This is a genomic window from Caballeronia sp. LZ024 (genome assembly GCF_031451455.1).
GTDB classification, from domain to species: Bacteria; Pseudomonadota; Gammaproteobacteria; order Burkholderiales; family Burkholderiaceae; genus Caballeronia; species Caballeronia telluris.
Map to the genome: position 1 here is coordinate 2,565,979 of NZ_JARUXL010000001.1, position 17,575 is coordinate 2,583,553.

Genomic DNA, 17,575 nt, shown 5'->3' on the forward strand with positions numbered 1-17,575 from the left:
TGCGATGGTTCCACGCCATACGCGGCTATGGTCCCCAACGTTGGACCATTGCCGCTTCCGCGCAGAAGCTTCTCGCGATACATGATTTCCTCGCGGTCGTGCCGGGAGAAGTCGCGCGTCACCAGTTCGATGCCGATATCCTTGAAGGACTGCGAGCCGAACATCTGGTTCGCGTCCTGCCGGAGTGCTGTATACATCTGCGCTCCGGCTGGCATAGCCCCCGAAGGTTTGCCGCCAGCCGGCAACAAGGCGTTGTGATACCAGTTCCGGTCGTACGCGATCTGTTGGGCATCCTCGTTCTGTGTCATGAACCGCGCTCCCTCCGTCCACCCGGGCACCTCCTGTTCGCTGATTTGCGCGATCCAGGCCGAATCGAGCCAGCACAGAATGCGGACCCTGACGCCCGCTTTAGCCTTCTTGATCAGAAGATCGCCGATACGAAGCGATTTGCCGCCATCGCGTTTGAAATACATTGACGGCTGGAAACCCCAGCAACGTAATCAATGGATCGAGTCGCTTGATCAATGGCGTCATACAGCGCGCCGAATGCAGCATCGCCATTGACAAGCGGCTCGTAGGTCGCCGCCATCGGGCGGTACGAATGCTCTGCTTTTTGCACGAACCACGGTAGGGTGATCCAGGCACTACGCGTGCAGGACAACGCAAGCGGCACGGTAATTGAAGGTTGTTGGGTCATGGTTAGGCATCCGTATCCGGGCTGAGCAGTTTGTTGTAGTCAGTACGGTGCTGGGCACGATCGACGGCGTTCGCCCCCGTCCCGTCTTGCCCTTCGTAGAAGTGAAATCCGCTATTGGCGAGCGCGCCGTTATCGGCGTTGCCCCGGTATTGGTCGGCCACGGGCATCGTGTAACTCGCGCCGTTGGCGAGCTTGAGCGTGTATTGCTGCGTCGTGGGGTGGTGTTCGACCTGAAGCAAGCCGGTTTCGTCCATCACGCCCTGCTTGACCAGCGTACCGTCCGCGAAAAGGCTATAGGGCATATTCGCGGGAATCGCCGCTCGCGAGGCGGGCGATGCGCCTGCGTAAAACGTCAGGGGCGTGGTCGGCATACCGGCAAGCGCCGGATGGTTCAGGTCCAGCGGCATGTTCAGCGATGCCGCGCCTTTCTTTTGCACCGTAATCGTCTTGATGAAAAGATCGAGCGGACCGCCGAGCGTGATACTGCCGTCCTTTATGTTGATGAACGCACCGCCGGATTCGAGCGTGAGTTCCCTCTTCGCGCAGATGCGCACCGTGCCGTTGACGCTCGCCATCGTCAGGTCCTGGTCCGCAATCAGCGACATCGCATCGCTCTGTGCCTGAATTTCGACCGGCCCTTGAGCGGCAAAAGCCTTGAAGCCGAATTTCTGCACGAACAGCGATATCCTTTCACCCGCCGCGACCGTGAACCGCTTCAGCACACTGAAGTCGGCATTCTTTCCGGCCACTGCGTTGATGCTGTCCTGCGCCGAAAGCTGTACGCCGCCGCCAGCGACGATGCCCGCCGAGGCGGGTGTGCTCATCAGCAGGCCGGGCTTCTTTAAACCGTCGAAGCCGTCCTTCATCTTCTGCTGCGCGTCGGTGTCGGCTGGCTCGGCCTTCGCGCTCGTGGCGGACGCCGCCAACGCCTTCGCCGTCGCCAGTGCGCTTTCGAGTTGGGCGATAGGCTCCTGCATGTCCAGTTGCTTGCCAGTCGCGCCGGGGCGGTCGTAAGCCGTGACCATCACGCCCTTGCCTGCGCGCAGCGCCCCCCAGCCCGAAGACCGCAGTTCATAGCCTTGGCCCCGGTTTGCCAGTTTGCTGTTCACCAGATAGCCGAGATTCAGCTGCGACTTGCCCGAGTGTTCCGTACTGAGCTTGACGCCTTCCTGGCCGGCCCAGTCTTCGAAACGAAGCTTGTTGTTCTTTTGCGTGCGGATGATGTTGCGCGACAGCCAGCGACGGTCATTCGTCACCAGATCGCGCGCCTGGCTGTGATGGTGGAACCCGCAAATCTCTGGCTTGTCCGGGTCGCCGTCCCGGAACGAAATCACGGCCTCGTCGTTATCCAGCGCGACAAAGTGCATACCGGTTTGCAGCTTGCCCGCGAACGGCTTCGCCAGACGCAGCGGTACGCTCTCGCCACCATTGGGCCAGTTGCCGAAGTCGGCATCCAGACGAACGATGTAATAGCCGGAAGCATTGATATAGCTATAGGTGTATTTATCCGGGCTGCAAACGCGTGCCGAAAGCGTGCCGGCAATGCGAGCCCAATTTCCCGGTTCAAGCTGGAGACGAAAACGCCGGTCAGCGGGAATCGCCTTGAAGCTGTTTGAATAGGACACATCGCGTGCGCCCCTGTGCGTAACCTCGATCACGACCTGGCCTTTCGGCGCGTCGGGCAGGACGATATCGGTTTCCAGCACGCGCGCGCATTGCAAGGTCAGCACGGTGCTCTCGCCCTCGTAGATCACCTGTCGGGCGATGGCCGCTTCATGCCGGAGTTGCGCCTCCCACCGCGCGCCGGCCTGGTCGAGGTGATGCGTTCCGTAGATATAGGGCTGGCCGTAGGTGGTCGGGTCCTGCGGTGCGATATTGGCCTCGTCCCTGAACCGCTCCCACGCCTGTTCCGGGTTGTAATCCGCGACCGTGAACGATTGCGGCACCGTCTCCGTGTGAGTCTTCAGTGTTGTTACCGCCTCCACGCCGTTGGCTTCGAGACCCGCAGCCTCGCGATACGGCACGATCCGTTGCGGATCGTCGTAAAGGTAATGGTCAATGTCATCGCCGAATACAATCTGGTCGCCGTGTTCCGTCTCGATCACATAGCAGTAGATGCCTGCTTTCTCCAAAAGCATATGCACGTAATCGAAGTCCGTCGTCTGGTATTGGAAGCGCCAGAGATGGACCGGATACTGACGACGCAGCCGAAACGACATCTGGTGATTGTCGATGCCGTGCCTGCGTAAAATCGTCTGGATGATCTGCGGTGTCGTGAGGTTCTGGTAGGGCCGTGTGTTCGTGACAGCCTGGAGCCGTCCGAAATGCGATTTCAGGACGATTTCGAACTTTACATAGTCCTTCGTGGTTTGAACCGTTGAAAAGCGCGAAATGAATCCGGTGAATTTTCGGATCGAGCCATCCTCGGGCACGACGGAAAATACCGCATCGAGATTCAGGTAGTCGGCCCGCGCGAGTTGCTGCGGGTGAGTCACTACGATGCGCGTCTCGGTGGGTGCGCCCATTTTTTCGGTTGCCTCAAACGACACGACCGAGAGCGCTGCCGCGCTTTGCGGGCCGGGCACGTCGAGAAAATACGCTTGGCGTCCTGTGACGCCCTTCCGCAGTAAATCAAACTCTGCCACTCCCGGCTCCTTCAAAAAGACCAGCGACGCAGCGTTAGCTGCCAGATCTATTAATTGAACATTTAATACCCGTCAGGTCAACGAAATTAATGCGTGATAATCGGCAATTAACAAACCTTCACAGAATTGCGCGCCAGCCTATTTCCGACGCATCGTCGAGCGGGTAGCAGGCGCGGGAACTGGCCGTCGACAAACCTGTGGCCGATTCGGTGATCAAGCTTGATTTACGTGCTGGCGTAGCCGCGTTCAATCAGCGCATTATTCGCGGCGTTCTGAATCGCCTGAATCGCGCGCTTGCGGAGGCACGCCCGGGCGGAAGTCCCCTCGGGGGATTGCCCGATGACCGGATGTGACAGCGCTTCGAGTCACGCGAACGGATCGCCGTCGAGTTGCAGTGGGCGAATGGGAAAGCAGACGTATCGAGCGGCAGGGACGCGAGGTCCTGGCGGCGTTGTGCGTCAACGCCGGGTGTGGATTGCCGTGCGAATGCGAGCGACATCGGCGCGAGCGCGACGAGTCTCATACCTATCAGCAAGTTCAGCAAATGCGCAAGCGCACCGGACGGCGTTCAACAAAACAAATCCAACCCCGCCCGAGCGCCAACACCATCCCCTACTTCTTGCCCATCTGAAAAGCTAAATCCGACGGCATATGCAGCGTCGAAGCCGCGAACGGCAACGGCTCTTCCTCCGGCCGTTCCATCGGCTGATGCTCCCCGACGATGATCGGCGTCACCGTCGCGCTCGTGCCTTCCGACGTCTTGAGCGCATGCGCGATGTGCTCGGACAGACGTAGTGTCATCGCGGCAATCGTGATGGTCGGGAAGTTCGCCCCCACGGTCGGGAACACCGAGCTACCCGCGACATAAAAATTGCTCATGCCGTGCACCTTGCAGTTCCGGTCGACGACCCCTTCCTTCGGCGAATCGTGCATGCGCGTCGTGCCCATGTGATGCCACGTTCCTTCCAGTTGCGCGGGCCACGGCTTGCCTTCCAGCGTCTCGTCGAGTTCGACATCCGCCACGCCGCCGCGCTGCAACTCGTCCGCGAGCAGCGCAACCGTGCGGTCGAACGTGCGCTTCACGAGTTCCGTCACCTGCCAGTCCACCTTGACGCGATTCAGACCGAGACTGTCCTTCTTGTCCGAGAGCGTCACGCGGCTGTCGCGATTCGGCTCGGCCTCGACGATCGTCTGAATCTTCACTTCCGTGATGAGCGGGCGCGGCTGCAGAAGACGCGCAAGCCCGAAGCACGCGGTATCGACCGGATGCGACATCATCGTCAGCAGGTCCTGCGTGAAGTTCCAGCCCGGCTGGTCCTTCTTGAGCAACCCCTGCTTGCAGCGAATCAGCGCCTCCGACCCTGCCGTGTTCTCGCCCTTGAAAACCGAGTAGAACCACGAGCGCGCATTCAGCAGCTTTTCCTTCTCGAGCACGTCCTTCGTCAGCGCGAACTGCGACGAAATGAACGTGCCGTGCGCAGCGACCGCCGTATTCTGATAGTGATATTTGATGTCGTAGAGCTTGTTGCGCGCCCACGCCTTCTTGAAGTTCACCTTAGCCGACATGATCCGCGGATGATCCATGAAATAGCGGCCCACCAGGTCATGCCCGTTGCCGAGGCCCGTCTTCTGCACCTTGTTCGATGACAGCAGGAGCCGCGCATTCTCGATCCCGCCCGTCGCCAGCACGAAGACCTTCGCCTTCACCGCAAAGCGCCGGCCCGACAGCGTGCCGACATCGATCTTCGTGACGGACTTAGCGTCACGATCGGTGTCGATGTTGAGCGCGTTCGCATACAGGAAGACGCGCACGTGCCGCGCGTTAAGCAACTCCTCGCGATACACCTTGCCAAAGCGCACCGGCGGGCTGAACTGCGAGATCGTGTCGCGCACCTTGCCGGTCGGGAACGGATGACGCCGCACGTCGTTGCGGTGGATCGCCGCTTCCCAGTACGCCGGCTCGAAGTTGTTCTCGCCGAGCTTCAGAAGCGCGTGCGTGCGCGCGTAATACGGGCGCAGTTCGTCCAGGCTGAAAGGCCAGCCGCTGTCCTTCACCCAGTCGCGCTTGTCGAAGTCCCAGGGATCGAGCGGACGGCACCAGCCGCCCCAGCAGTTGCTGCTGCCGCCGAGAAAGCGGCTGCGGCAACCGTCGGCGAATTCGTAGGGCACGCCGACGTTTTCGCCGCGATACAGGTCCCGCGTATCGCTATCGGCCTTGTAGCCGCCGCTTTCCAGCAGGCAGGCGCCGATGCCCTGTTTTTCCAGCTCCCGCGCGAGCGTAATGCCCGCCACCCCCGCGCCGATGATGCACACCGTGGTCTCGATGACTGCGCCATCTTCTACGCTACGGCTGTCGATGAACATTCCCCGTACTCCCTCTCACTCGTGCTCAGCGATTCTTCTGGTCCACGACCGAACCCTTCGGTCGAACCGACACGCTGTCGCGATCCACAATCGATACGCCGCTTCCGCCCGCGGTCCCTTCGCGCCTTGACGACGACAGGACTCGTGCAGGATTCGCGCGTCCTCACCGGTTCCCGGCGATGCGAGCGGCGACAGCCACGGCTGTCCCGCGCGGCAGCGAGAACTTTCAAGCATTGCCCCCCGTGATATTCGACCCGGAAGAAATAGCCGACCCGCCAAACTGGCGGCGCTTACGGCCAAGCTCTTCCGTCACCCCGGGCACATGCGTCCGTTCTCTGCCGACGGTTCGCATCCGGTACTGCGATTCATGCATAGAAACCGTGCGCTGCGACGCATGCCGTGCAGCCCACGTATGGCGAATTACGCGGAAAAACGCTTCCTGATGTATCGCACCGGATTACCGCCGTACACGCCTTCCGCTTCGAGCGAGCGATGCACGACCGACATCGGGGTCACGAGTGCGGAGCGTCCGATCGTCACGCCCATCTGCACCACGCATTTCGATGTGATCCACACGCCGTCCTCGATGACGATCGGTGCAACGCGCAGGTCCATGTTGCCGGCGGCGTCGTGCGAACCCGTCGTGAGAAACGCGCCTTGCGAGATGCAGACATTCGAGCCGATGCGAATCGAGGTCTGGTTATAGATCCATGCGTCCACGCCGAACCAGCAGTTGTCGCCGACTTCGAGATTCCACGGCGCCTTCACGCGGATCGGATGCGGCATGCGGCAGTTCTTCCCGATCCGCGCGCCGAACGCGCGCAGCAGCGCGACACGCAGCGACGAAACCGGAATCAGCTTGTTATTGATGAAACATGCTTCGAGGAAGAACCAGACGGTCTCGATGAAAAAGCTGCGCTTCGCGACGTAATTGCCCGGACCGGCCTTCGACAGGTCGATCACCTTGCCCCGCGCACCGAAACCGGGTGTCTGCGCGTTGTCCGTGCTGCGGGCCTCGCCGACGCAACGTTCCTCTATCGCCCTTTCCATTTGACCGATCCCCGCGTGATAGCCATGCACTTCGAGTGCTTTTAAGTGCTTTGCTCAAGGGCGTTCGCAGCCGTGAAGGCTCGCCTCTCATTGATCATTTAAACCGATCTTTGTTGAAATCGATTATGGTCGAAGGGTGCAGGCGCCCGCGTGCGCTACTGCACGAATGGCCGCATGAGAAAGACTTTTGGCGGTAGCGGCCGGGCACTCGGAATATCCTGTTTTCATGTACGCGCGCATGCATACGAATGCGCTCGCGCTGGCGGAAAATTCGTCTGGCGAGACCATCGACATCCCCGCCGGCATGCGCCGGATCGTGGGCGCACAGGAGAACTTCATGACACGCAAGATCCGCTCGACCTTCCTTTCGCTCTTCGCCGCGCTGTGTGTTCCGGCGGCGCTGCTATGCGCGCAGAGCGCGCATGCGGCGCCGCTCGGCAATGGCGCCGATGCGGCCGAGCTCGACATGCTCGGCACGCCGAAGGCCTATGCGGACCCGTACGGCACGCCGATGAACGGCAAGGGCGGACAGCGCGGGCCGGTGACGAATGCAAACGCGAAGACGGTGCAGGGATCGTCGCCGACAGACAAATTATTGGCGAAGCAGGATGGCGCCGAGCCGATGGCGGGCCAGGGCGGCGGGCGGGTCCAGTTGCGCCCGCTTGCCCGCAATCGCGATGCGAAGATGATGCAGACGCCGGACGGAGCGGCGGCGGCGTTGTATCAGCAGCCGGTGGGCGGCAAGCCCGTTGCGGCGGCCAAGCCGCGGGAGATTTACAAGTCACCGTGGTGAGGGTGGTCGCTGGCGCTTTCGGTGGAGTTTGGGTTGTTTAACCCCGTCCGGGGCGCTTGCGCTTCTCTGTGGTGGAACTTGTATTCGCGTCGGTCCATTAGCTCCGCCCCGGACAGGGGCAGAGCTAATAGACCGCTAAGAAAGCAAGTTCCACAGAAGCAAAAGCAAAACCGCATCAGCCGGCAGGCAGAAAGCCCAACTCAAAACCCCAAGCGCCAGCGCCCCGGTCCTACTCGATCTTCTCGACCGACTGCAGCATCACCGGCGAAGCCTCACTGACCCGTGCGAACGGCATCTCCGCTGCATCGACGCCGATCGCGTCGCCGACTTCGACATGCCGCCCGTCCAGAGGCCGGCCCCCGACAAGTGAAGCCAGCTTGTCCTCGAGACGCCCGAACACCGCAACCGGCGACAGCCGTTCCTGAGCAAACCGGCGCCCCTGCGCACCGAGATACGCGCGCAGCGCGGGATCGTCGACGAGCATGTCGATCGCTTCGGCGAGCTTCTCGACGTTCTCCGGCGGCACCACCACGCCGCGCGTGTTCACCGCCTCGAACAGCTCCATACCGGGCTGCGCCATCGCAATGACCGCGCGCGCGCTCGCGAACATGCCGGTGAGCTTCGACGGCATCACGAGATCGGCGACGTCGCCTCGCTGCGGCAGCACGTGAATGTCCGCGAGATTGAGCAGTTCGTTCAGACGCTCGACCGGCTGCAGACACATGAAGCGGCAGTTCGGCAGACCCGCGCAGCGCGCCTGCAACTTCGCCTTGGTCGCGCCGTTGCCGCAGAACACGAACACGATGTCCTCGCGATCGGCCATCGCGGCAGCGGTCTCGGCCAGCACTTCGAGACCCTGCTTCGCGCCCATGTTGCCCGAATAGAGCACGACCTTCGCATGCTCGGCGATGTTCAGCTCGCGACGGAATTCGCTCGGTCGGTCGAGCGGAAAGATCGCGGTCGTATCGACCCAGTTCGGCAGCAGGAACGCGTTCGTATCGGTGACGCCCTTGCGCTTGGCGCGCTCCACCATCTTGTCGGAGATCGACGAGACGACCTTGAAGCGCTGCATGAGCCATCGCTCGATCGCGAGCGCCGCACGCCCCGCCCGTTCGCTCTTGAGCAAGCCGAGTTCGAACGCGGCGTCGACTTCGAAGTCCTGGATATGCAGCCACGAATTCGCTCGCGTGACGAACGAGAGCGCGAGCGCGGCCGGTGCATTGAGAAGGCTCGGCGCGATCGTCATCACGACCTGCGGCCGCCAGCGCGCATGCGAGACGAGGGCCGGAAGCGATGCCGCCGCGAACGATGCGAGATGCATCAGCCGCTTCACGCCGCTAGGACGCTTGGGTACCCAGAGCGGCGCCCGCGCAACTTCGACGCCGCGCAACGTCTCACGGCGGCCGCGCCACCATGAGAAGCCTTCGGCGACCTTCCACTCCGGATAGTAAGGCGGTGCGCACACCACGCGCACGTCATGGCCGCGCGCTGCCAGCGCCTCGGCCATCTCCGCCGTGTACTTGCCCGCACCCGTCAACTCGGGCGCATAGTTGAGCCCGTAGATCAGAATTTTCATTTGGTCCCTCGCCCGACGGCCGCACCGTCGCCACGCATCGTGATGCGCGGCGATCGGCACCGGCCTGCGATCCGGCATCCCGTCTCGCAGGCCCTTTCTCTTTCTGTAATGCGGTGACGCTTGCTCTCCGTTAGAAAAATCAGTCCATCAGCATCATCGCGCAGCCGCGCGCGATGTTCGCCGCGGCCGACGGGGGATCGAACCGCTGAATCACGTCGACGCAACGCGTTGCGACACCGGCCGTATCGGAGAACGCTTCGAGCGCCTTCAACAGCGTGCGTTGCAAGGCCGGAACGTCGCCGGCGGGAAACGAGTAGCCGGTCACGCCGTCGATCACGAGTTCGGGCACGCAGCCACAACTCTCGCTGACGATCACAGGACAGCCGTGGCTCAGTGCTTCGTTGGTGACGAGGCCCCACGGTTCGCTCCGGCTCGGCAGCACCATGCTGGTGGCGCCGAAATATTCGCGCGAGAGCGGCTCGTCCTGCAGGCTGCCGAGAAAATGCACCGAGCCGGTCAGGCCGATGTCGACGACCTTCTGCTTCAACTGGTCGCCCATCGGACCCGTGCCGACGATGCGCAGCGAAGCGTCCGGAATCCGTTGCTTGATTCCGGCGAACGCATCGAGCAGCGTGCCGATGCCCTTCTCTTCCGACAGGCGCCCGACGAACAGGAACACCGGCGCATTGCCCTGACGATAGTGAACGCGATCGGCCACCGCCGTCTCCGGCGCGAACGAGCGCGGTAGCGCCGCGGCCTGGCACGGAATGAAGATCTTTTCCTGCTTCGCGCCGAGCGACATCAGATACTCGCGGCTGCGCTGGCCGAAGCCGAAGTAGCCGTCGCACAGCGAGAAGAACACGCGCTTCGGAATCGACGTCAGCATCCGGCGCGGCCGGTCGTTGCCGGTCGAATCACAGAACACGGCGCGGCGCTTGCCGGTCAGGATGCAGGCGAGCATCATCGCCCAGTACTCGGGACGGTGATAGCCAGGCAGCACGACGAGATCGGACTTCGCCTTCAGCACTTCCCACGTGAGGCGCATCGTCAGACGCCAGGTGGGCACGTCCTCGTAGCAGCCGCTGTAGAGCTTCTTCATCGGATAACGATGGAACGAATAGTCCACGTCTGAGAAGCCGATCCGGTCGTGCTCCGTGTCGGCGATCTGCACCATCGAGTAACGGATCGAACCGCTGCCCGAGATGTTGTGCAGCGCGGAGAGCACCGCTCCCTTGTGCCGCGACCACACCACGTTATGAAAGATCGTGACGGAGCCTGTCATTTTCTTTTCTTCCCTGGAAGTGGAACCGCGTATGTCCGCGTTCAGGTGAGTGCTCATTCCGCTACCGCCATCGGTGTCGATGCCGCGTGATGTTCCAGGAAGTCCGCATACGTCGCGCGGATGCCGTCTTCGAGGGCGATCGTCGCCTTCCAGCCCATCCGTTCGAGCTTCGACACATCGAGCAGCTTGCGCGGCGTGCCATCGGGCTTCGTCGCATCGAAGACGAGCTCGCCCTCGAAGCCGACCACCCGGCACACGGTCCGTGCGAGATCGCGGATCGTCAGGTCGTCGCCCATGCCGACGTTGAACACGCCATCGGCGACATCGCCTTCCATCAGGAAAGTCGCGGCATCGGCGAGGTCGTCGACGTGCAGGAATTCGCGCCGCGGCGTGCCCGAGCCCCAGACCTCGAGCGAACCCGCGCCGCGCACCTTCGCTTCATGCGCCTTCCTGATCAGCGCGGGCAGGACATGACTGCTCTTCAGGTCGTAGTTGTCGTTCGGACCGTACAGGTTGGTCGGCATCAGCGAGACAAACTTCGTGCCGTATTGCGCGTTATAGGCCTCGCACATCTTCAGGCCCGCGATCTTCGCAATCGCATAGGCTTCGTTGGTCGGCTCGAGCGCGGAGGTCAGGAGATATTCCTCCTTGATCGGCTGCGGGCAGGCCTTCGGATAGATGCACGACGAACCGAAGAACACGAGCTTCGACACGTTCCAGCGGCATGCCGCGTGGATCACATTGGTCTCGATCGCCAGGTTCTCGTAGATGAACGAGGCCGGCATCGTCGAATTCGCGTAGATGCCGCCGACGCGCGCCGCCGCCAGCAACACCACGTCGATCTGCTGCTCCTCGAAGAAAAGGTTGACGCCGCCCTGGTCGGTCAGATCGAGGTGCGCACGCGTGCGCGTCACGATGTTGCGGTAGCCTGCCTTCGCAAGCCGGCGCACAAGCGCCGACCCGACCATTCCCCGATGCCCCGCCACGAAGATGCGTGCGTTCTTGTCCATGGTTCTTTACTCGTGATGTTCGAGAGCCTTGAAACCCGCCAGCGTGACGAGCGCGTCGCGACGCGCGATCTGGAAGTCCGAGCGCACCATTTCCTTCACGAGCGACGAGAACGAGGTCTGCGGCTTCCAGCCGAGCTTCGTATGCGCCTTCGTCGGATCGCCGAGCAGCGTCTCGACTTCGGTCGGGCGGAAGTAGCGCGGATCGACGCGCACGATCACCTGTCCCGGCGTGAGCTTGGTTTCGCGGCTCTCGACGCGATCGACGATACCCACTTCGTTCACGCCTTCGCCTTCGAAGCGCACATGCACGCCGAGTTCGGCGGCGGCCTGCTGCACGAAGTCGCGCACGCTGTACTGCACGCCCGTCGCGATCACGAAGTCTTCCGGCTGTTCCTGCTGCAGCATCATCCATTGCATCTCGACGTAGTCGCGCGCATGGCCCCAGTCGCGCAACGCGGAGAGATTGCCGAGGTACAGGTCGTCCTGCAGGCCGACCGCGATGCGAGCGATGGCACGCGTGATCTTGCGCGTGACGAACGTCTCGCCGCGTACCGGCGACTCGTGGTTGAACAGGATGCCGTTGCACGCATACATGCCATACGCTTCGCGGTAGTTCACCGTGATCCAGTAAGCATAGAGCTTCGCGACCGCATAGGGGCTGCGCGGATAGAACGGCGTGGTTTCCTTCTGCGGAATCTCTTGCACGAGGCCGTAGAGTTCGGACGTCGAAGCCTGGTAGAAGCGCGTCTTCTTTTCGAGCCCGAGAATGCGGATCGCTTCCAGGATGCGCAGCGTGCCGATGCCGTCGGCATTGGCCGTGTATTCCGGCTCTTCGAAGGAGACCGCGACGTGGCTTTGCGCCGCGAGATTGTAGATTTCGTCCGGCATCACGCGCTGCACGATGCGCAGGAGGCTCGTCGAATCGGTCAGGTCGCCGTGATGCAGGAAGAGACGCTGGTCCGGATCGTGCGGATCGCGATACAGGTGGTCGATGCGGTCCGTGTTGAAGAGCGAGCTGCGGCGCTTTACGCCGTGCACCTCGTAGCCCTTCTCGAGCAGCAACTCCGCCAGATACGAACCATCCTGCCCCGTGATGCCCGTGATCAATGCGACTTTACGATTCATTCTCAACCTCGCCTATTAGCCTGTTCGATTCGGCGCGCTCGGTGGCGCGCCGTGTGTTTGTGTCCACGATCTCTTTATTCGGAGATGCTCTCGTAGCCGTAATAGCCTGCGTAGGTGCTACCCATCAGCATCTTCGACTGCGGTACGTCCGTCAGCAAAACACCCTTCATGTTCACGCCGCCGTGGTGCAGGCGCTTCATCGTTTCGCCGATCTCCTGCACCTGGTTCTTGCCGTGGCGCACGACGAGCAGGCTCGTGCCCGCATGCTTGCCGATGACGGTCGCATCGGTGACCGCGAGAACCGGCGGCGTGTCGACGATGACGAGGTCGTAGCGGTGCTTCAGGTCTTCGAGCACTTCGCCGAGGCGATCGCTCATCAGGAGCTCGGACGGATGCGACGGCAGCGATCCCTTGGTGATCAGGTCGACGCCCGGCAGCACGTCGTGCAGGATCGCGCCCGACACGTCGGCACCCATCAGCACGTCGGACAGACCCGGCGAATGACGCACGCCGAAGTGCGAGTGGATGTCGCCGCGACGCATGTCGCCGTCGATCAGGAGGACGCGCTTTCTCGTCGATGCAACGAGCGTCGCGAGGTTGACCGAGAGGAACGACTTGCCGGCTTCGGGACGCGAGCCCGTCAGCATCACGACGTTGTTGCGTGCATCGGCCATCTGCAGTTGCAGCGACGTGCGCAGCCCGCGGATGCCTTCCACTGCGGCGTCTTCCGGCGCTTGAGCGGCGAGCACGTGCAGTCCTTCGTGACGCTGGCCGACCTTGCGTTGCAGACGCAGTTGCGTATTGCTGCGCGGGACGATGGCGAACACGCGCACGCCCAGTTGACGCTCGATGTCTTCCGGACGCTCCACGCCGCCATACAGCGCCTTGCGAACGAACGCGACGATGATGCCGAGCAGCAAGCCCACGCCGGCGCTGATCAGGATCACGATCAGGCGCTTCGGACGAACGGGATCGTCGGCGGCTTGCGCGAAGTCCACGACCCGCACGTTGCCGATCTGGCCGGCCTTCGCGACGCGCAATTGCTGCGCCGTGTTCAGGAGGTTCGTGTACAGCTCGGTGTTCACCCGCACGTCACGCAACAGGCGCAGCGCGGTCTGCTCGGTATCCGGCAGCACGGACACGCTCTTGCCGAGACGGGTCTGCGCGCTCGACAGCGCGCCGATCTGCGCGTCGAGTGCCTGCACCGACGGATGGTTCGCCGTGAAGCGTTGCGACATCTCGGCACGTTGCTGTTGCAGATCGGTGAGCTTGGTCTTGTTGTCCACGATCTGTTGCAGCAAGAGGCGGCTTTCCTCGGAGAGGTCGACCGTGCCCTGACGATTGCGGAACGTGTTGTAGCGCTGTTCCGCCGCGTCGAGCTGCTTGCGCAGTTCGGGCAGTTGTTCGTCGAGGAACGCGAGCGTGTGCTCGGCTTCGAGCGAACGCTTCTCGACATCCTGCTGCACGAAGCGGCGGGCGATGTTGTTGACGATCATCGAGGCCTGCTTGCTGTCGCCGCCTTCGAGGCTCACGCCGATGATGCCGGATTGCAGCGCGGTCTCGGCCACCGTCAGGCGCTTTTGCAGCAGGTCGATAGTGCCGAGCGTCGAGGCGCGTTGCAGTTCGAACTGCGATCCCGCCGGGCCGATCAGCTTGTCGACCTTCAGCTTCACCGGACCGAGCGTGCTCGAGCCCGACACGACTTCGCCGACACGGCCGGTGAGGATCGCGACGCCGTCCGGATCGTTCAGCACGTAGCTGCCGTTTTCGCCTGCGACGAGCGTGAAGGTCTTCTCGTACTGCTCCTTCGGCGTGTCGAAGAGCGGCACTTCGATCTGCTCGTTGCCCCATGCGAAGCGCTGCATGTAGCCCTTGGGCATCGGCATGTTGAACGTCGACAGCGCGCTCGAGATGAGTCCGCCGACGAACGGGAAGTAGCGCGGCGCCGCCGTGATGTCGAGGTGCATGCGCTGGACCGCGTCTTCCACGACGAGGCGCGAGCGCAGCAGCTCGATTTGCGCGGCAGTCGTCGACTTGGAGTCGAACATCTGCGACACGGTCTGCATCGCGTTCTGGTTGTTGTTATTGTTGTTCGCGTTGTTGCTTTCTTCTACCTGGATCAGCGCATCCGCCCGGTACGTGGGCGGTGCGAGGAACGCATACGCCGCCCCCAATGCGATCACCGCGATCATGACGGAGGTAACTAACTTCCAGTTGCCGAGAACGGCCGCCAGATAGTCCGATAATCGCAGCTCGTCCCCCGTCGAAACGTCCGAGTATCGTGTGTCAAAGTTCATCGCCATGGTCTCGCTCACTCTTTCTGACTTGCGCATTGGGCGGCGCGCGACCCCCGCGCGCCTACTCGCTTACTTCGCTTACTTGGTTACGATTGCTGCGGTCAAGCCTGCGTTGATGGCCGGCAGCAGCAGGTTCAGCACGCGGCTAAAGCGCACGAGACCGCTGTTGTCGATGTACACGACGTCCTTCGGTTGCAGCTCGAAGTTGTTCGCGAGCAGCATCGAGACCGGCGAACGCGCATCCAGCTTGTAGATCTCCGGCTTGTCGCTCTGTCCGTTGCGGATCACGTAAGTCTCTTTCGGATTCGACGTTTCCTGGTTCAGGCTGCCTGCCTGCGAAATCGCGTCGGACAGCGTGAGCTTGCCGTTCTTCATCGGCAGCACGGTGGCGGGCTTGTTCACTTCGCCCATCACGTAGATGCCGTTCTCGTCGCGCGAATCGACGCGCAGCGAATCGCCCGGCTTGAGCACGATGTCCGAAGGCGTGCGGCCCTTCTTCGTCATGCCGGCCATGTTGATGTGATAAGTCGTACCGTCACGCATCAGTGTCACGCGGCTTTGATCCGCGGTCGGTGCGAAACCGCCCGCACGACCGATGGCTTCCGTCAGCGTCATCGGAATGTCGTTGAAGGTCTGCGTGCCGGGTGCGCGCACTTCGCCGTCGATATACACCTGCGACGAACGGAACGACGACACGCGCACCGTGAGCTGCGGCTTCACGAACACCTTCGAGAGTTCCTTGTACAGCTCGCGCTGAACCTGCTCGGCCGTCTTGCCCGCGACGTGCAGCGGCTTCGTCACATACGGGAACTGCAGGTTGCCGTCCGCATCGACGACGAAACCGGGCGCCGCATCCGACGGACGCGTGTTCGGGTTCGGCTGGCCGAGTGCCGCGACGAGTTCCGGGTGATCCCAGACCGTGATCTGCAGCACGTCGCCCACGCCGAGCGTGTAGGCGCTCGTCGTGCCGAAGAGGCCGGCGAGCGGATCGGGTCCCGTCGAGGCCGGCTGCTCGGCGCGCATCTTGCGCACGAGCGTCAGGTCGATCGGGGTGATCGGGATGTTGACTTCGGAGGCCGGATCGCCGGCATCGTTGCTCGTTTCGACGAGCGTCGCGGGCGTCTGCATGCGCATGCCCGGAGCCAGACCGCAACCGGCAAAGAGTGCGCACAGCGTGGCAGCCGCGGCGAGCGTGCCGAGCCGGAAACCCGACACGCCGCGTTTGGCGGCCAGCGACGTGGTGCTTGTTTGTTGTTGGATGAGCATATTGGTCGTCCCCTGCGTCAGTAAGCGTTGGTGTGCCGTAGTCCTTTGAAGATCGTTGCGGCGATGATTCTCATGTCGAGGCCGAACGACCAGTTTCCGAGGTAATACAAATCGTGTGCGACGCGTCCCTCCATTTTTTCGATGCGGTCCGTTTCGCCGCGAAAACCATTGATCTGCGCCCAGCCCGTGATGCCAGGCTTGATGCGATAGCGATGGATGTATCCAGAGACGACCTTCTGGTAGAGGTCGTCGTGCTCCAGCGCGTGCGGACGCGGACCGACGACGGACATGTCGCCACGCAGCACGTTGAAGAATTGCGGCAGCTCGTCGAGGCTCGTGCGGCGCAGGAACGCGCCCACGCGTGTCACTCGCGGATCGTTGCGGGTCGCCTGCTGGACCACGCCTGCCTGCTCGGTATGCACGCGCATCGAGCGGAACTTGTAGATCAGGAAGACGCGGCCGTCCGCGCCCTTTCTGCGCTGCTTGAAGAAGACCGGACCGCGCGAGGTGAGCTTGATCGCGAGCGCGATCATGATCAGAAGCGGCGACACCGCGAAGAGCGCCGCAGCCGCGAACGCGCGATCGAAGAGTTCTTTCTGAAGCATCGCGCTCGGCGAGAGCGGCGACGCCACGAGGTTGATCGCCGTCTCGCCGAGGAGATCCGTCACGCCGGATTCGAAGAGCGCGAGGCTCCTCACGTCGGGAATGAAGCGCACGTTCACCAGATCGTCGCGGAACTCGTTGACGAACTTGAGGATCGTGCGTTCATGCGTGAGCGGCAGCGCAAGCCACACTTCCTGCACGCCCTGCGTGCGCACGTAGTTCACGAACGCGACGTGGTCCTCGAACACCGGCACGCGGGTATTGATGCGCCCGCTGTCGGGCGTCGCGTTGCAGACCGCCGTCGCGCGGAAACCGGACGCCGGCAGACGGTCGATCTTGCGCACGATCGATTCGCAATGCCTGCCGCAGCCGACGACCGCCACCGTGTGCAGGTTCATGCCGGCGTTGCGCATCCGCCCGAGCACCGCATGCGTGACGAGCCGCCCGGCGATGAGCAGGCCGCCGGACATCGCGGTCCAGTAGGCGAACCACAGGCGCGACACGTAGTCGAGCCGGTGCAGCGAGAACATCAGCACGAGCGCGCACGCCTGCACGATCAGCCACGCGAGCGACACCTGGCTCGCGAGGACGATCTTCGAGCGGCCGCGCCACGACTGATACACGCCGAAGCCCGGAAAGAGCGCCAGCGAAAACGCTGCCGCGAACGCCACGAAGGCGACGTAGAAGCGATGTGCTTCGATGTTGTCGAAACGAATCTGCGAGGCCACGGCAGCGCCGCAGACAATCATTGCGACGTCGAACAACCGCGCCAGTAATCCCTGTAAATCGCGCATCCTCTTTCTCCCCGTACTTCAAACCGATGACGTGCTGCTACCCGCCGCTCCTCCTCTCTGCCAGCCTTGACGC

12 protein-coding genes and 1 pseudogene are annotated in these 17,575 nt (G+C 62.5%); 1 reads left to right on the forward strand and 12 read right to left on the reverse strand.

The features are described 5' to 3' along the window. The 5 genes and pseudogenes from QCE48_RS11580 to QCE48_RS11600 all read right to left on the reverse strand — a co-directional run. Nucleotides 1-473: pseudogene (locus tag QCE48_RS11580) on the reverse strand (phosphatidylserine/phosphatidylglycerophosphate/cardiolipin synthase family protein); the annotation flags it as partial. Continuing rightward, nucleotides 422-697 (reverse strand): hypothetical protein, encoded by a 276-nt coding sequence (locus QCE48_RS11585; RefSeq protein ID WP_309787710.1) that lies wholly within the window; start codon nucleotides 695-697, stop codon nucleotides 422-424. The pseudogene QCE48_RS11580 and the gene QCE48_RS11585, both read right to left, overlap by 52 nt. Before the next feature lie 2 nt (nucleotides 698-699). Continuing rightward, entirely contained in the window at nucleotides 700-3,222 is a 2,523-nt protein-coding gene (locus tag QCE48_RS11590) for a type VI secretion system Vgr family protein (RefSeq protein WP_404983348.1), read from the reverse strand. A 732-nt stretch (nucleotides 3,223-3,954) separates the two neighbouring features. Then, nucleotides 3,955-5,706, reverse strand: a complete 1,752-nt coding sequence (locus QCE48_RS11595; RefSeq protein ID WP_309787709.1) for a GMC family oxidoreductase — start codon at nucleotides 5,704-5,706, stop codon at nucleotides 3,955-3,957. A gap of 420 nt (nucleotides 5,707-6,126) precedes the next feature. Next, the gene (locus tag QCE48_RS11600; protein WP_309787708.1) at nucleotides 6,127-6,756 is read right to left on the reverse strand and encodes a DapH/DapD/GlmU-related protein; all 630 of its coding nucleotides are present in this window, start codon (nucleotides 6,754-6,756) and stop codon (nucleotides 6,127-6,129) included. Nucleotides 6,757-6,982: 226 nt separating this feature from the next. Between QCE48_RS11600 and QCE48_RS11605 the strand changes: the two genes are divergently transcribed. Continuing rightward, complete coding sequence (locus QCE48_RS11605; RefSeq protein ID WP_309787707.1) at nucleotides 6,983-7,549, forward strand: hypothetical protein; 567 nt, start codon at nucleotides 6,983-6,985, stop codon at nucleotides 7,547-7,549. A 229-nt stretch (nucleotides 7,550-7,778) separates the two neighbouring features. Here the strand turns inward: QCE48_RS11605 and QCE48_RS11610 are convergent, their stop codons facing one another. From QCE48_RS11610 to QCE48_RS11640, 7 genes are all read right to left on the reverse strand, one after another. Then, on the reverse strand, nucleotides 7,779-9,125 hold the full coding sequence (locus tag QCE48_RS11610) for a glycosyltransferase WbuB (protein WP_309787706.1): 1,347 nt from the start codon (nucleotides 9,123-9,125) through the stop codon (nucleotides 7,779-7,781). A 139-nt stretch (nucleotides 9,126-9,264) separates the two neighbouring features. After that, nucleotides 9,265-10,407 carry a glycosyltransferase family 4 protein gene (locus QCE48_RS11615; protein WP_309787705.1) on the reverse strand — a complete coding sequence of 381 codons (1,143 nt, stop codon included), beginning with the start codon at nucleotides 10,405-10,407 and terminating at the stop codon, nucleotides 9,265-9,267. A 53-nt stretch (nucleotides 10,408-10,460) separates the two neighbouring features. After that, nucleotides 10,461-11,417: a GDP-L-fucose synthase gene (locus QCE48_RS11620; protein WP_309787704.1), complete on the reverse strand. Its 957-nt coding sequence runs from the start codon at nucleotides 11,415-11,417 to the stop codon at nucleotides 10,461-10,463. Nucleotides 11,418-11,423: 6 nt separating this feature from the next. After that, nucleotides 11,424-12,542 carry a GDP-mannose 4,6-dehydratase gene (gmd, locus tag QCE48_RS11625; protein ID WP_116568086.1) on the reverse strand — a complete coding sequence of 373 codons (1,119 nt, stop codon included), beginning with the start codon at nucleotides 12,540-12,542 and terminating at the stop codon, nucleotides 11,424-11,426. Between the two features lie 74 nt (nucleotides 12,543-12,616). Next, nucleotides 12,617-14,845: a polysaccharide biosynthesis tyrosine autokinase gene (locus tag QCE48_RS11630; RefSeq protein ID WP_309787703.1), complete on the reverse strand. Its 2,229-nt coding sequence runs from the start codon at nucleotides 14,843-14,845 to the stop codon at nucleotides 12,617-12,619. 72 nt (nucleotides 14,846-14,917) lie between these two features. Beyond that, nucleotides 14,918-16,105, reverse strand: coding sequence for a polysaccharide biosynthesis/export family protein (locus QCE48_RS11635; protein WP_309787702.1), 1,188 nt, complete (start codon nucleotides 16,103-16,105; stop codon nucleotides 14,918-14,920). A gap of 17 nt (nucleotides 16,106-16,122) precedes the next feature. After that, nucleotides 16,123-17,502: an undecaprenyl-phosphate glucose phosphotransferase gene (locus QCE48_RS11640; protein ID WP_116568082.1), complete on the reverse strand. Its 1,380-nt coding sequence runs from the start codon at nucleotides 17,500-17,502 to the stop codon at nucleotides 16,123-16,125. Between the last annotated feature and the right edge of the window lie 73 nt (nucleotides 17,503-17,575).